The following is a 14,333-nucleotide window of genomic DNA, read 5'->3' as shown; positions in this document are numbered from 1 at the left end:
CTCAGGCCGCTCCCAGCCCCTCCAGTACGACCGCTCCGGGCAGTTCCGCGAACGCCTTGCCCGGCACCAGCAGCTTGCCGCGCCGTCGGCCGCTGCCGACGAGCACGTACGGCAGGTCCACGACGGCCGCGTCCACCAGCACCGGCCAGTCGCCGGGCAGTCCGATCGGGGTGATGCCGCCGTACTCCATGCCGGTCTCCCCCGTGGCCGTGTCCATCGGGGCGAAGGACGCCTTGCGGGCGCCGAGATGACGCCGTACGACCCCGTTGACGTCGAGCCGCGTGGTGGACAGGACGACGCACGCGGCGAGCGTGGTCCCGCCGCCGCGCCTGCCCGCCACCACCACGCAGTTCGCCGACCGCTCCAGCAGCTCCCGGCCGTAGTGCTCGACGAAGACGGCGGTGTCCGCCCAGCGCGGGTCGGTGTCGACGTGGAGCAGCCGGTCCGCGGGGACGCTGCCTCTCCAGGCGCGGACGGCGGCGGCGACCGGGGCGGTCAGTTCGTCGAGGCAGTCGGGGGCGGGGGTGACGTGGTCGAAGTCTCCGATGGGTGCGCGCATGGCCGCACCGTAACAGGGGCCTCTCAGTGCACGCGCGGCACCGAGACGGTCATGATCATCTCCATCGGGACGTCACCCCGATTTCCGTACGTGTGCGGTGCGTTGGCCTCGAAGGAGGCACTGGCGCCGGCCGGCACCCGGTGCTCCGCCCCGTCGACGGTGAGGGTCAGCTCCCCGGACGTGACGTGGACGAGTTCGACCGTGCCGGCGGGGTGCGGGTCGGAGTCGCTGCTCTCGCCCGGCATGAGCCGCCAGTCCCACATCTCCAGCGGGCCGGGCGCCTCGGTCCCGGCGAGCAGCCTGCTGTAGCTGCCGCCCTCGGTGTGCCAGAGCCGCACGGCCCGGTCGGCGGGGACGATCCGGACCTGCGGTCCCCGCTCGTAGTCGAGCAGGGTGGGAACGCTGACGCCGAGCGCGTCGCCGATCTTGACGACCGTGCCGATGCTCGGGTTGGTGCGGGCCTGTTCGATCTGGATGAGCATGCCGCGGCTGACACCGGCCCGCGCCGCGAGCGTGTCCAGCGTGAAGCCGCGCTCGGTGCGCCAGCGTTTGACGTTGCGCGCCAGGGACTGGGTCAGCAGGTCGAGGTCCGACACGTTCCGTCCGTTCCGTCCAACAGGTGGGGCGACCGGGGCCCCGTGTCCGGCTGCCGCGGGACGGACCCGATCGTCCATCGCACTGTACTGCGACCGGAATCGGCGCTGCTCACGACCGGGTGAGGACGGTTCAGCCCTCGGGTTCCAGCTCGGCGAGCCGGGTCACGCCCTCCTCGTCCAGCTCCGCGAGCCGCGCGGCGCTCTCCTCGTCCAGTTCCGACAGCGCCCGCAACTGCTCCGGGGTGATGCCCTCCGGGATCGGTACGGGCGCCGGGGTGCGCAGCGGCGGCTGCCAGCCGTCGGCTGGGGTCCAGCGGCGTACGACACGGGCCGGGGCGCCCGCGACCACGGCGTGGTCGGGCACCGCGCCCCGCACCACCGCGCCCGCGGCCACCACCACGTTCCGCCCGATGCGCGCCCCCGGCAGGATCACCGCGCCGGTGCCGATCCAGCAGCCGGTGCCGATCTCCACCGGCTCCATTCGCGGCCACTGCTTGCCGATGGGCTCGTGCGGATCGTCGTAGGAGTGGTTGGTGGAGGTGACGTAGACGTACGGCCCGAAGTAGCAGTCGCTGCCGATGCTGACCGTCGTGTCGGCGATGACATGGCTGCCGCGGCCCAGCACGACCCCGTCGCCGATGCGCAGGATCGGCTCGGGGCCGAGGTCGAGGCCGGGCATCAGGCCGGCGGTGAGGGTGACCTGCTCGCCGACGATGCAGTGCGCGCCGATCCGGATCCAGGGCTCACCGAAGACCGTGCCGAGCGGGAAGGCGAGCCTGGTACCTGTTCCCATCGCCCCGAAGCGGAAGCGGCCGGGGTGCTCGGCGGTCACCGAACCCGTGCGCTGCACCCAGGCCCAGCCCGCGTGGACCGCGCGCTGAGCGAGGCGGCGCGGCCAGGACGAGAACGTGTTCTTGCGCTTCGGCACCCGCTCACCGTAGTCGGCGGGCGGCTCACCGACGGGCCGGTGACCCTGTGATCTTCACCCCACCGGGTTGGCGTACGGTGCGTGATGTCTACGACGTCGTGTGGAGGAGAGGGCGATGACGCACCGCGCGCTGATCACGGGTATCGGAGGCAGGGAGCCGAAGGTGGACGGGGGCGCCTTCGTGGCACCCACGGCCTCGGTGATCGGGGACGTGACGCTGCACGCGGGCGCGAGCGTCTGGTACGGGGCGGTGCTGCGCGGGGACGTGGAGCGGATCTCCGTCGGGGCGGGCAGCAATGTGCAGGACAACTGCACGCTCCATGCCGACCCGGGGTTCCCGGTCGGCGTGGGCGAGCGGGTGTCGATCGGGCACAACGCCGTGGTGCACGGGGCCACTGTCGAGGACGACTGTTTGATCGGCATGGGGGCGACCGTGCTCAACGGCGCCGTGATCGGCGCGGGGTCGCTTGTCGCCGCGCAGGCGCTGGTGCCGCAGGGGATGCGGGTGCCGCCGGGGTCGCTGGTCGCGGGGGTGCCGGCGAAGGTCCGGCGGGAGCTGACGGACGAAGAGCGTCAGGGGCTCACTCTCAACGGCACGATGTACGCGGAGTTGGCGAAGGTCCACCGGGACGAGCACGGGGCCTAGGAGATGTCGTTTGGATCTTGCCGGGGTCGCGGGGTCCGGCACGCACCTCTGCGGCGTTGCCGTCTTGCGGCCGCACGCACCGGACCCCGCCCGGCTCGGCTGTGAGGCGCCGTCGCCTGAAGCCGGCCTGACCCAAACGACACCCCCTAGGGCCGCAGGCGGTCTGCGGGGCGTGGAGGGCTTGTCGCGCCCACGCGGCGGAGCCGCACATCAGCACGGCCCCGCGCCCCTGCCGGGGCGTCCTAGTCAGCGGTGACAACAGGCTCCGGCGTTCGTGGTGCCGCCTTCTTCGCCTTGCGCTTCAGCACCAGCATCGACGTCACGCCGATCAGTACCGCCAGCACCAGGCCCAGCCACGAGAAGCGCTTCAGCCAGGACTCGGCGACGATGCCGACGTAGTAGATGACGGCGGTGGTGCCGCCCGCCCAGACGATGCCGCCGAGGACGTTGGCGATCAGGAACTTCCAGTAGGGCATCCGCAGCACACCCGCGAGCGGGCCGGCGAAGATGCGCAGCAGGGCCACGAAGCGGCCGAAGAAGACGGCCCACATGCCCCACTTCTTGAAGGACCGCTCGGCGGTCGCGATGTGCCCCTCGCTGAAGTGGCGGGGGAACTTGGCGCCCAGCCAGGCCAGCAGCGGTCGTCCGCCCCTGCGGCCGATGGCGTAGCCGATCGAGTCGCCGATGATCGCTCCGGCGGTGGCGCAGGCGCCGAGGACCACCGGGTCGATGTCGCCGTGCTGGGAGGCGAGCAGCGCGGAGGAGACCAGGATGATCTCGCCCGGCAGCGGGATGCCCAGGCTCTCCAGCCCGATGACCAGCCCCACCAGGGCGTACACGGCGACCGCGGGTACGGTCTCGAGCCACTCCTGTACGTGCAACGCCCTGTCCTCCCGGTCCGCCGTTCGTGCGCCGGGTCCCGGCGCACGAACGGGAAGCCTACCGGGTCGTGCCGTGCGCCCGGTCCGGCTGCGGAGCCGGCGGTCAGCCGTTGGGGCGCAGGGTCCAGACGACGGTCATCTCGCCGGTGACGGTGCCGTCCTCGCGGCGGATGGCGACCGAGACCGGGAACTCGGGGCGCACGCCCTCGTCGAGTTCGGCGACGACCTCGGCGGCCGGGCGGCCGAGGGTCGCGGTGGCGGTGACCGGGCCCATCGCCAGCTTCTTGTAGGCGATCTCGGCGCGGACGGCCAGCGGCACGGCCCGTGCGAGCTGGTCCCCGAACGCGGCGAGCACGATCGCGCCGCTCGCCGACTCACCGAGGGTGAACATCGCACCTGCGTGCGGTCCGCCCACGTGGTTGTGGTAGTCGGCCTGGTCCGGCAGGGCCACCACGGCCTGCTCGGGCGTGGTCTCCAGGAACTGGAGGTCGAGGGTCCGGGCCATGGGCACCGTGGCGGCGAGCATTTCGCCGATGGTCATCTGGTCTGCGCTCATGAACGCAGGTTACCCGCGAGTAGCCTCGGGCCGCCATGTCGCGCGGCATCCGGTTTTGCTACGTCCCCGTCAAAGGGCGGTGACCCAATCGTGTCCCTGGCGCGGCTAGTGTTACTGCCCATGTGGCCAGGACAGCAGCCGCCCGGGGGCGAGCAGAACCCGCAGTCGAACAACCCGTACCAGCAGCCGGGGTACCAACAGCCGAATCCGTACCAGCAGCCCGGCTACCAGCAGCCGAACACGTACCCGCAGCAGCCGGGGTGGGGCGCGCAGACCACGGCGGGCGGGCCGCAGCCACCGCAGGGCGGGGGTGGCGGGAACCGGACGAAGCTGGTGGCGATCGTGGCGGCGACGGCCGTGGTCGTGGCCGCCGGTGTCACCGGCTTCCTGGTGCTCGGCGGTGACAAGGACGACGCGGCCGACGGCAAGAAGGACGCCAAGCCGACCGCGACCGCGACCGCGACCGCGACCAAGGAAACCTCCGCGGAACCGAGCGTCTCCGCCTCGGACGACAACCCGCGCGGCGGTGAGGAGGAGAAGGCGACCATCCCGGGCTGGAAGGTCGTCGTCAACACGCGGTTCGGCACCAAGTTCGACGTCCCGGCCGACTGGGAGATCGAGACTCCCGGCACCAGCGTGGGCTTCGAGTGGGAGGAGAAGGACGGTGAGATGGACCGCACCACCGTCACCGCCCCCGCGTATCTGAAGTCCAAGTGGTGCACGAGCGACGACAACAAGGACGGCCGCGAGGAGGACACCGCCCTCGCCACCGCCGGTACCCGCGGTGAGAACGGCGCCAAGGACACGGACATGGCGGCCGAGACCCGGGTGCCGTGGTGGATCTACGGCGGGTACACGCAGCCCGACAAGAAGAGCGTGAAGCACGAGAAGCCGAAGGCGTACACCACGACGTCCGGTCTCGAGGGCAGCGTGGCCACGGCGCACTCGGAGAACACGCCGCAGAACGGCAAGTGCGACAGCGAGGGCAAGGCGATCACGTTCGGCTTCAAGAACGGCGCCGGGGACTTCGTCACCTGGAACCTGTACGGCGCCAAGGGCGTCAAGGACGAGATCCCGGAGGCGACCGTGCAGAAGATCCTCAGCACGGTGCGCCTCACCGAGGAAGCTCCGACGGAGTCCTAGCAGGTCCGAGGGCCGGCATTCCATTTGGCAAGTCGGCCCCGGCCCGGCGATAGTCACGGGGTGCCGACCACCGCATCCCGCCGCCGTCCCGCCTGGGCCGGCCGCAACTACTCCCTGCTGACCGCCGCCGCCGTGGTGACCAACCTGGGCAGTCACGGCGCGCTGATCGCCGCCGCGTTCGCCGTGCTGGGCGCGGGCGGCGACGGCGGCGACGTGGGTCTGGTGGCCGCCGCCCGCACCCTGCCGCTGGTGCTGTTCCTGCTGATCGGCGGTGCCGTCGCGGACCGGCTGCCGCGGCACCGGGTGATGGTCGCGGCCAACGCCCTGAACTGTGTCTCGCAGGCCGCGTTCGCGGCGCTGGTCCTGGCGGGCGAGGCACAACTGTGGCAGATGATGCTGCTCAGCGCGCTCGGCGGTACCGGTCAGGCGTTCTTCAACCCGGCTGCCGAGGGCATGCTGCTGTCCTCGGTCGAGGGCGAGCAGGCCGGGCGGGCGTTCGCGGTGTTCCGGATGGCGATGCACGGGGCGACGCTCGGCGGGGCCGCGCTGGGCGGGGCCATGGTCGCCGCGATCGGGCCCGGCTGGGTGCTGGCGGCGGACGCGGCGGCCTTCGCGGTCGCGGCGGCGCTGCGGGCGTTCCTCGACGTGAGGCACATACCGCCGCGCGCCCCCGGCGGCGGCATGCTCGCCGATCTGAAGGAGGGCTGGCGGGAGTTCATCGGCCGTCCCTGGCTGTGGGGCGTCGTCGTCCAGTTCTCCGTCGCCAACGCGGTCGTCGGCGCGGCCGACGCGGTCTACGGGCCGCTCGTCGCCCGGGACCATCTGGGCGGCGCCGGTCCCTGGGGCGTGGCACTGGCGTTCTTCGGCGGGGGCACGGTGGTGGGCGCGCTGCTGATGACCCGCTGGCAGCCGCGCCGTCTGCTGTTCGTCGGCACCCTGTGCGTGTTCCCGCTGGCTCTGCCCTCCGCCGCGCTCGCCGTGCCGGCGCCGGTCGCCGTGCTGTGCGCGGTGATGTTCGTGACCGGCGTGTCGCTGGAGGTGTTCGGCGTCTCCTGGATGACCGCGCTGCACCAGGAGATACCGGAGGAGAAGCTGTCCCGGGTCTCGGCGTACGACTGGTTCGGCTCGGTCGCGCTGGTGCCGGCGGCGATGGCCCTGGCGGGCCCGGCGGAGACGGCGTTCGGCCGCCCGGAGGCGCTGTGGGGGTGCGCCGCACTGGTCGTGGTCGTCACGGCGGCGGTGCTGTGCGTCCCGGACGTCCGCAATCTCCGCCGCCGGTCCCGGAAGGTCGTCGAAGCCCGTACCGGAAATGACCGGCCGCTCGGGAACGGTGACGGTGAGCGTCCCGTGACGAGCCTCGATTAGCGGGCCTCGAGTGACGTCTGCGGAAGAACTCTCTCACCACCGGCCCATTTCTTCAGCCGACCGGCGCTCCCACTGCCCGGGTCCGCAACTGGCGCATCAGTTCGGCAAGTGCCAGCAGACTGATCAAAGGAGAAATGGCGGCGAAAAGCATGCCCACCATGTCGTCCTCCTCACCGAACGAGGCACACAGGCTCCAGGCAAGGGCGGAAGCCGCACCCACCAGGGCCAGCAGCCAGGAGGAGAATTCGCGCCGACCGTCGACAATGGCAGCGGTGACTCCCAGTCCGCCGCACACCATGAGCCCCATGACCAGCGCCGCATGGGCCCGATGGGGCACGCCGAGCGCTCCGTCGAAGGCCGGTTTCGCGTCCAGTTGCCGGAAAGTCGCCCACAGACTTCCGAGGTAAACGGTGAGGAGCGCCGCCAGGCTCAGCGCTCTGATCAATTGTCCCAGCGAACCGCGCCGCACCTCTGCCATTGCGCCCCCACCCTTGCATTTCGTGCTGCAAGCAGCCCAAGGATGTCAGCGTCCGTGGCCCCTCGGAAGGGAAATGAACGATTCCGTCGTGGTGCACGGCACGGACCGTCCGGGAAGCCGGGTCAGCCGATGCCGAACGCCCCGGAGGGGGGCACGGGTGACGGTACGGCGTCCTCGTCCCGTACCGGGAGCGCGCCGCGGACGAGGTCCCGTAGCGCGGCCCCGTGTTCCACCCGGGCCGGGAAGGCGTCGGCGGCTGTGGCGCGGGACAGGCCGGTGATGTCCAGTGGCCGGTGGGCGGCGGCCAGGACCGCGTTGCCGAAGCGGCGTCCGCGCAGCACCCCCGGCTCGGCGATGAGTACCAGCTCCTCGAACCGCGTCCCCAAGGTGGCGAGTTGGGAGCGGAGGAAAGCGAACGGGGCCGCGTCCGCGAGGTTGGCGAGATACACCCCGCCGGGCCGCAGGACGCGCGCGGCCTCCTGCGCGTAGGCGACGGAAGTCAGGTGCGCCGGGACCCGTGAGCCGCCGAAGACGTCGGCGACCAGGACGTCCGCGCTGTCGTCGGGGGCCGCCTCCAGCCAGGCCCGGGCGTCCGCCGCGTGCAGTGTGACATCGGCGTCCCCGGGGAGCGGCAGATGCTCGGCGACCAGCTCCAGCAGCCCCCGGTCGAACTCCACGACCTGCTGCCGGGAGCCGGGACGGGTGGCGGCCAGGTAGCGGGGCAGGGTGAGCGCCCCGCCGCCGAGGTGCAGGGCGTCCAGCGGGCGCCCCGGTTCCGCCACCGTGTCGAGGACGTGCCCGAGCCGTCGGACGTACTCGAACTCCAGATGCGCCGGCTCGTCCAGGTCTACGTACGACTGCGGCGCCCCGTCGACGGTCAGCAGCCAGGCCCGCTCCCGGTCCACGTCGGGCATCAGCTTGGCGGTGCCGTGATCGACGACGCGGGTCACGGGGATGGGCTCGCTCACCGTCCCATTGTGCCGTCGTCCGCACGGGCGGCCGCCCGCCCCCTTCACGGAAGCGGGCAGCCGCCCGCCGCTCAGCCGACCGCCGTCACCGTTCCCGCGCCGACCGTGCGGCCACCCTCACGGACGGCGAACCCGAGCCCGGCCTCCAGCGGCACCTCGCGCCCCAGCTCCACGGTCATGGTGACCCTGTCCCCGGGCCGCGCCACCGCCACCTCACCGAGGTCGACGTCGCCCACGACATCCGCCGTGCGGATGTAGAACTGCGGCCGGTACCCGGTCGACACCGGTGTCGTACGGCCGCCCTCGCGGGCCGACAGCACGTACACCTGCGCGGTGAAGCGCCGGCTCGGCACCACGCTGCCCGGCGCGGCCACCACGTGCCCGCGCCGCACCGCGTCGCGCGGCACCCCGCGCAGCAGCAGCGCCACGTTGTCCCCGGCCTGCGCCTCCTCCATGGGCTTGCCGAAGGTCTCCAGGCCGGTCACCACGGTCTCCACCTCGGCGCCGAGCACCTCGACCCGGTCACCGACGCGGACCGTGCCGCGCTCCACGGCGCCGGTCACGACGGTGCCCCGGCCGGTGATGGTGAGCACGTTCTCCACCGGCAGCAGGAACGGCGCGTCCAGGTACCGCTCGGGCATGGGCACATACGTGTCCACCGCGTCGAGCAGCGCGTCGATCGACGCCGTCCAGCGCGGGTCGCCCTCCAGCGCCTTCAGTCCGGAGACCCGTACGACGGGCGCGGACTCGCCGCCGTAACCGTGCGCGGAGAGCAGGTCGCGGACCTCCAGCTCGACCAGGTCGGTGAGCTCCTCGTCCCCCGCGTCGGCCTTGTTGAGGGCGACGACGATGTGGTCGACGCCCACCTGACGGGCGAGCAGGACGTGCTCGGCGGTCTGCGGCATGATCCCGTCGAGCGCGGAGACGACGAGGATCGCCCCGTCGAGCTGCGCGGCACCGGTGACCATGTTCTTGACGTAGTCGGCGTGGCCGGGCATGTCGACGTGGGCGTAGTGCCGGGTGTCGGTCTCGTACTCGACGTGCGCGATGTTGATGGTGATGCCGCGCGCGGCCTCCTCCGGCGCCCGGTCGATGCGGTCGAACGGGACGAAACTGCCGGAGCCGCGCTCGGCGAGGACCTTGGTGATGGCGGCGGTCAGGGTGGTCTTGCCATGGTCGACATGGCCCATCGTGCCGATGTTCAGATGCGGTTTGGTGCGGACGTACGCCGTCTTGGACATGGCGGTACCTCGAAGCCTCTCGATGGTGACGCGTGGTGGCCCCGGGCGCGGCGGATCGGCGCGCGGCCGGGACGGGGACCCCAGGAACCTGGCCGACCCTCCCCCTGGGGGGTCCGCCGGACGATCCGGGGAGGGTCAGCTTCGGGCGCCGTCGACTGCGGCGAGGAATGTGGGAACGGCAGCCTTCGGGGCGTCCGCGACCGCGGATGCTGCGAGGTGGAAGGCGTACCGGAACATGGCGTCGATCCTTGCCGACGACCCGCCCCGCGTCGAATGGTTTTCCGCGCCGGACCGGGGCCGCTACGCGCCGGTGTTCTTCAGCGCCTCCCGCACCGACAGCGGCGCGAACCGTCCCCGCTCGCGCGCCAGGAAGGCCCGTACGGCGTCGGGGTCGGTCTTGGCGTACTCGCGCAGGCACCAGCCGATGGCCTTGCGGATGAAGAAGTCCGGGTGGTCGGACCGGCGCAGGCAGTAGGCGAAGAGCCGCGCGGTGTCGGTGCGCTCCTTGTGGCGCAGCTGGTGGAGCAGGGCGGTGCGGGCGAGCCACATGTCGTCGTCGCCGATCCACTCGTCCATCTCGGCGGCGAGGCTCCGGTCGGCGGCGACCAGCGTCCCGACGACGTGCGCGGCGAGCAGGTCGACGGTGTCCCACCAGGGGACCGTGGTGACGAGGTGCCGGACGACGGGCAGGAAGCCGGAGGAACAGTGCCGTACGTGGCGGCGCAGGTAGTCCACGGCGAAGTACTGGTACTCGCGCTCGGGCAGCTCCCAGCAGCGCAGGGCGACGGCCGTGCAGTCGGCCTCGCCGGGGCGGGGCAGCCCCGCCACGACGGTGCGGGACAGGGCGCGGCGGGCCGGGGTCGTCAGGCCCAGGAAGGGGGCGACGTCCTTCATGTAGGCGCGCATCGCCACGGCCTGTTCCGGGTCGGCGGCGGGCGCGTAGGCGGCGGTGAGCCGTTCCAGCACCGTGTCGGCGAGCGCACTGCCCGGCACACGCGGTGCCGCCGTACCGTCCTCTGTGACGCGCATGAGACGAACACTACGGCGATCACACACATTTGTCGGTTAGTGTCACCGGATGCTCGATGCCACCACCCGCTCTGGGGGCACCGCCACGGCCTCTCCCCGGGCCACCGCCACGGACCTCGCGGTACCGCTCCCGCCGGCCCCCGCCACGGGATTCGCCGCCCGCTGCGTCAGATTCCTGCTGTCGCCGTGGTCACGGCTGTCCCTGCTGGTCGCCCTGCTCCTCACCGCCGCGTCGCTGATGCTGGCCCTCGAGCCGCAGCGACTGCTGACCGACGGCTGGCCGGACCGGCTCGGCGGGTCCGCGGCGGTCGTGGCGTACGCGGTGGCCTACGGGGTGTGCACGGTGGCGTTCGTGCCGCGCCCGCTGCTGAACCTCGCCGCGGGTGCCCTGTTCGGCTCCCAGCTCGGCCTGGGTGCGGCGCTGGGCGGCACGGTGCTGGGCGCCGGGCTGGCCTTCTGTCTGGGGCGGGCGCTCGGTCAGGAGGCGTTGCGTCCGCTGTTGCGCGGACGCTGGCTGAAGGCCGCGGACGACCAGCTCAGCCGGCACGGTTTCCGCTCGATGCTGGCGGCCCGGCTGTTCCCGGGCATCCCGTTCGCCGCCTCCAACTACTGTGCCGCCGTCTCCCGTATGGGCCTGCTGCCGTTCCTGCTGGCGACGGCGCTCGGGTCGATCCCGAACACCGCCGCCTACGTGGTGGCCGGCGCCCGCGCGTCGACGCCGACGTCCCCGGCCTTCCTGATCGCGCTGGCCTGCATCGCCGTACCGGGTCTGGCCGGTGCGGTGGTGGCGTGGCGCAAGCGGCACCGGCTGCGCGGGCGGTGAGCCGGCCGGCGGTGCGTCAGACGCGTTCGAGCACCATCGCGTTGGCGAGCCCGCCGGCCTCGCACATGGTCTGCAGGGCATAGCGGGCGCCGCGTTCACGCATCGCGTGGACCAGGGTCGTCGTCAGCCGGGTGCCGCTGGCGCCGAGCGGATGGCCGAGGGCCACGGCGCCGCCGTGCACGTTGACCCTGGCCAGGTCGGCGCCGGTCTCCTGCTGCCAGGCCAGGACCACACTGGAGAACGCCTCGTTGACCTCGAAAAGGTCGATGTCGTCGAGCGACAGGGAGGCGCGGCGCAGCACCTTCTCGGTGGCCGGGACGACACCGGTGAGCATCAGCAGCGGATCGGATCCGGTGACGGCGAAGCTGTGCAGCCGGGCGAGGGGACGCAGGCCGAGGCGGGCGGCGGTCTCGCTCGACGTGATGAGCACGGCGGAGGCGCCGTCGTTGACCGGGCTGGCGTTGCCCGCGGTGACGTTCCACTCGATCTGCGGGAAACGCTCGGCGAAGACCGGGTCGTGGTAGGCGGGCCGGAGGCCGGCCAGGGTCTCGGTGGTGCTGTCCGGCCGTACGCACTCGTCGCGGGTGACGCCGTCCAGGGGTGCGACCTCGGCGTCGAACAGTCCGGCGTTCCAGGCCTCGGCCGCCTTGCGGTGCGAGGAGACGGCGAAGGTGTCCATCCGCTCGCGGGTGATCGACCACTTGGCGGCGATGAGTTCGGCGCCGATGCCCTGCGGGACGAGCCCCTCCGGGTAGCGCTCGGCGACTCCGGGGCCGAAGGGGTCCTTGCCGGCGGGCACGTTGGACCACATCGGCACCCGGCTCATGGACTCCACGCCGCAGGCGACGACGAGGTCGTACGCGCCGGAGATGACGCCCTGTGCCGCGAAGTGCACGGCCTGCTGGGAGGAGCCGCACTGGCGGTCCACGGTGGTGGCCGGTACGGACTCGGGCAGGCCGGCGGAGAGGACGGCGTAGCGGGTGGTGTTCATGGCCTGCTCGCCGACCTGGTCGACGGTGCCGCCGATGACGTCGTCGATCAGCATGGGATCCACGCCGGAGCGCTCGACGAGGGTGCGCAGGGTGTGGGCGAGGAGTTCGACGGGGTGGACGTGGGCGAGGGCGCCCTGCGGCTTGCCCTTGCCGATGGGGGTGCGTACGGCTTCGACGACGACTGCGTCACGCATGGTGCGGGCCTCCTTGGCCGGGACCGGTTCAGGACGACGTACCAGTGAGTAGGAAATCCGAACTCACGATAGCCTCGCGAGTTGGAAAAGCAAACCCTCCCCTAGACTTGGCCGTATGGCCGCCTCCAAAGACCCGCGCCCCTGTTCGATCGCCGACGCGCTCGCACTGGTCGGCGAGAAGTACTCCCTGCTCGTCCTGCGCGAGGTGTGCCTCGGCAACGGCCGCTTCGACCAGCTGGTGCGCAACATCGGCGCTCCGCGCGACATCCTGGCCACCCGGCTGCGGCGGCTGGTCGACGCCGGGATCCTGGCCAAGCACCCCTACAGCGAGCGCCCGCAGCGCTTCGAGTACCGGCCCACCCAGGCGGGTCTGGAACTGGAGCCCGTCCTGCTGACCCTCAAGGAGTGGGGCGACCGCCATCTGCATCAGGACGGCGACCTGCCCATGGTGCTCGAGCACGTCTGCGGCAACGAATTCGTCCCGGTCGTCACCTGCCGGGCCTGCGGCGACGAGGCGCGTCACGAGGACCTGACCTCCCATCCGCAGGCGCCGGGGTGGACGGTGGGCGGCCCTACGGCGGCCTGAGCCGTCACTTTCCGCCAAGGGCGGGGGCCGTGAAGCCCCTGTGTCGGGGATGTCATCTTGGGGCGCTACGCTTCCCCCTCGGCGCGCCTGATCATCGATCACCGCCCACGGCGGTGCGGTGCGCCGTCGCCCGTCCCACGATCGGCACTTGGACTCCGCTACCTCATGTCTTGGTTCGAATCACTCATCCTCGGACTCGTCCAGGGGCTGACCGAGTTCCTGCCCGTCTCCTCCAGCGCGCACCTGCGGCTGACCGCGGCCTTCTCCGGCTGGGAGGACCCCGGCGCGGCCTTCACCGCGATCACCCAGATCGGCACGGAGACCGCGGTCCTGATCTACTTCCGCAAGGACATCGGGCGGATCCTGTCGGCCTGGACCCGCTCGCTGACGAACAAGGAGATGCGCCGCGACCAGGACGCGCGCATGGGCTGGCTCGTCATCGTCGGCTCGATCCCGATCGGTGTGCTCGGGGTGACGCTCAAGGACCAGATCGAGGGGCCGTTCCGTGATCTGCGGCTCACCGCGGCGATGCTGATCGGCATGGGCATCGTGCTCGGCGTCGCCGACCGCCTCGCGGCGCGGGCCGAGAGCGGCGGCCGGCACCGTGTGGCCAAGCAGCGCAAGGAACTCGGGGACCTGAGTGTCAGGGACGGTCTGATCTACGGCATCTGCCAGGCCATGGCGCTCATCCCGGGTGTCTCCCGCTCCGGCGCCACCATCAGCGGCGGTCTGTTCATGGGCTACCGGCGCGAGGCCGCGGCCCGCTACTCCTTCCTGCTCGCCGTCCCCGCGGTGCTGGCCTCCGGGGCGTTCGAACTGAAGGACGCCGCGGAGGGCGGGCACGTCTCCTGGGGCCCGACGCTCTTCGCGACGGTGATCGCCTTCGCCGTCGGGTACGCGGTGATCGCCTGGTTCATGAAGTTCATCTCGACCAAGAGCTTCATGCCGTTCGTCTGGTACCGCATCGCGCTCGGCATCGTCATCATCGTGCTGGTCGCCATGGGCCACCTCAGCCCGCACGCGGCGGAGTCGGCGGGCTGAGCCCCGGAGGCGAACACGCCCGGGGAGCGGGAACGTGACCCGGGCACGTGACCGAAGACATACGGTGCGCGTAGCCGTCCGGTAGCGCACTGTCAGTCCCTGGCCCTAGGCTTGTCCGCATGTCCCCCGATTTAGTGACCCCTGGTTCCGTGCGGACCGCCGCCGAGGTCAACGAGCAGATCCGCGCGCTGTGGCTGCGCGCGGGCGGGTCCCTGTCCGCGCAGGAGCGCGAGCAGTACGAGTTGCTGGTGGTCGAGTGGGCGGCGGCGATCCGCGGCCGGGTCGTCAAGGCGGCCTGACCCTCCCC

The 14,333-nt window shown here is 72.0% G+C and carries 17 protein-coding genes; 7 read left to right on the top strand and 10 right to left on the bottom strand.

Annotation, left to right across the window (positions count from 1 at the left end):
- Position 1: 1 nt before the first annotated feature.
- From ACH4VX_RS32140 to ACH4VX_RS32130, 3 genes are all read right to left on the bottom strand, one after another.
- A complete protein-coding gene (locus ACH4VX_RS32140; protein WP_398372408.1) occupies positions 2 to 559 on the bottom strand; it encodes a YbaK/EbsC family protein in 558 nt (185 codons plus the stop codon).
- A gap of 23 nt (positions 560 to 582) precedes the next feature.
- Positions 583 to 1,155, bottom strand: a complete 573-nt coding sequence (locus tag ACH4VX_RS32135; protein WP_398372406.1) for a helix-turn-helix domain-containing protein — start codon at positions 1,153 to 1,155, stop codon at positions 583 to 585.
- A 130-nt stretch (positions 1,156 to 1,285) separates the two neighbouring features.
- A complete protein-coding gene (locus ACH4VX_RS32130) occupies positions 1,286 to 2,083 on the bottom strand; it encodes an acyltransferase (protein ID WP_398372404.1) in 798 nt (265 codons plus the stop codon).
- A 115-nt stretch (positions 2,084 to 2,198) separates the two neighbouring features.
- Between ACH4VX_RS32130 and ACH4VX_RS32125 the strand changes: the two genes are divergently transcribed.
- Complete coding sequence (locus ACH4VX_RS32125; RefSeq protein WP_398372402.1) at positions 2,199 to 2,729, top strand: gamma carbonic anhydrase family protein; 531 nt, start codon at positions 2,199 to 2,201, stop codon at positions 2,727 to 2,729.
- Between the two features lie 242 nt (positions 2,730 to 2,971).
- On the opposite strand, the gene ACH4VX_RS32120 is transcribed toward ACH4VX_RS32125, so the two are convergent.
- Positions 2,972 to 3,610 (bottom strand): DedA family protein, encoded by a 639-nt coding sequence (locus ACH4VX_RS32120; protein WP_398372401.1) that lies wholly within the window; start codon positions 3,608 to 3,610, stop codon positions 2,972 to 2,974.
- Positions 3,611 to 3,713: 103 nt separating this feature from the next.
- Positions 3,714 to 4,151, bottom strand: coding sequence for a DUF4442 domain-containing protein (locus ACH4VX_RS32115; RefSeq protein ID WP_398372493.1), 438 nt, complete (start codon positions 4,149 to 4,151; stop codon positions 3,714 to 3,716).
- 135 nt (positions 4,152 to 4,286) lie between these two features.
- On the opposite strand from ACH4VX_RS32115, the gene ACH4VX_RS32110 reads away from it, so the two are divergent.
- Together ACH4VX_RS32110 and ACH4VX_RS32105 are read left to right on the top strand one after the other, a co-directional pair.
- Entirely contained in the window at positions 4,287 to 5,309 is a 1,023-nt protein-coding gene (locus ACH4VX_RS32110; protein WP_398372399.1) for a hypothetical protein, read from the top strand.
- Between the two features lie 60 nt (positions 5,310 to 5,369).
- Entirely contained in the window at positions 5,370 to 6,674 is a 1,305-nt protein-coding gene (locus ACH4VX_RS32105) for an MFS transporter (RefSeq protein WP_398372397.1), read from the top strand.
- Between the two features lie 52 nt (positions 6,675 to 6,726).
- Here ACH4VX_RS32105 and ACH4VX_RS32100 read toward each other — a convergent pair whose 3' ends face one another.
- The 4 genes from ACH4VX_RS32100 to ACH4VX_RS32085 all read right to left on the bottom strand — a co-directional run bounded on the left by ACH4VX_RS32100 (position 6,727) and on the right by ACH4VX_RS32085 (position 10,390).
- Positions 6,727 to 7,152, bottom strand: coding sequence for a hypothetical protein (locus ACH4VX_RS32100; RefSeq protein WP_398372395.1), 426 nt, complete (start codon positions 7,150 to 7,152; stop codon positions 6,727 to 6,729).
- Between the two features lie 122 nt (positions 7,153 to 7,274).
- A complete protein-coding gene (locus tag ACH4VX_RS32095; RefSeq protein ID WP_398372393.1) occupies positions 7,275 to 8,120 on the bottom strand; it encodes a spermidine synthase in 846 nt (281 codons plus the stop codon).
- Between the two features lie 71 nt (positions 8,121 to 8,191).
- On the bottom strand, positions 8,192 to 9,361 hold the full coding sequence (tuf, locus tag ACH4VX_RS32090; protein ID WP_398372391.1) for an elongation factor Tu: 1,170 nt from the start codon (positions 9,359 to 9,361) through the stop codon (positions 8,192 to 8,194).
- 300 nt (positions 9,362 to 9,661) lie between these two features.
- Positions 9,662 to 10,390 (bottom strand): DNA alkylation repair protein, encoded by a 729-nt coding sequence (locus ACH4VX_RS32085; protein WP_398372390.1) that lies wholly within the window; start codon positions 10,388 to 10,390, stop codon positions 9,662 to 9,664.
- Positions 10,391 to 10,439: 49 nt separating this feature from the next.
- Here ACH4VX_RS32085 and ACH4VX_RS32080 point away from each other — a divergent pair, with 49 nt between their 5' ends.
- Positions 10,440 to 11,213 carry a TVP38/TMEM64 family protein gene (locus ACH4VX_RS32080; protein WP_398372388.1) on the top strand — a complete coding sequence of 258 codons (774 nt, stop codon included), beginning with the start codon at positions 10,440 to 10,442 and terminating at the stop codon, positions 11,211 to 11,213.
- Positions 11,214 to 11,229: 16 nt separating this feature from the next.
- Here the strand turns inward: ACH4VX_RS32080 and ACH4VX_RS32075 are convergent, their stop codons facing one another.
- Positions 11,230 to 12,399 carry a thiolase family protein gene (locus ACH4VX_RS32075; RefSeq protein ID WP_398372386.1) on the bottom strand — a complete coding sequence of 390 codons (1,170 nt, stop codon included), beginning with the start codon at positions 12,397 to 12,399 and terminating at the stop codon, positions 11,230 to 11,232.
- Positions 12,400 to 12,514: 115 nt separating this feature from the next.
- Between ACH4VX_RS32075 and ACH4VX_RS32070 the strand changes: the two genes are divergently transcribed.
- The 3 genes from ACH4VX_RS32070 to ACH4VX_RS32060 all read left to right on the top strand — a co-directional run bounded on the left by ACH4VX_RS32070 (position 12,515) and on the right by ACH4VX_RS32060 (position 14,325).
- Positions 12,515 to 12,985, top strand: a complete 471-nt coding sequence (locus tag ACH4VX_RS32070) for a winged helix-turn-helix transcriptional regulator (RefSeq protein ID WP_398372384.1) — start codon at positions 12,515 to 12,517, stop codon at positions 12,983 to 12,985.
- 165 nt (positions 12,986 to 13,150) lie between these two features.
- Complete coding sequence (locus ACH4VX_RS32065; RefSeq protein WP_398372382.1) at positions 13,151 to 14,026, top strand: undecaprenyl-diphosphate phosphatase; 876 nt, start codon at positions 13,151 to 13,153, stop codon at positions 14,024 to 14,026.
- Positions 14,027 to 14,145: 119 nt separating this feature from the next.
- Positions 14,146 to 14,325 (top strand): hypothetical protein, encoded by a 180-nt coding sequence (locus ACH4VX_RS32060; RefSeq protein WP_398372381.1) that lies wholly within the window; start codon positions 14,146 to 14,148, stop codon positions 14,323 to 14,325.
- The last annotated feature ends 8 nt before the right edge of the window (positions 14,326 to 14,333 follow it).

Origin of the sequence: Streptomyces sp. NPDC020731 (assembly GCF_044334705.1) — a bacterium.
GTDB lineage: Bacteria > Actinomycetota > Actinomycetes > Streptomycetales > Streptomycetaceae > Streptomyces.
Note: the sequence above shows the minus strand (reverse complement) of the source record. Positions and strands in the feature narration are given on the sequence as shown.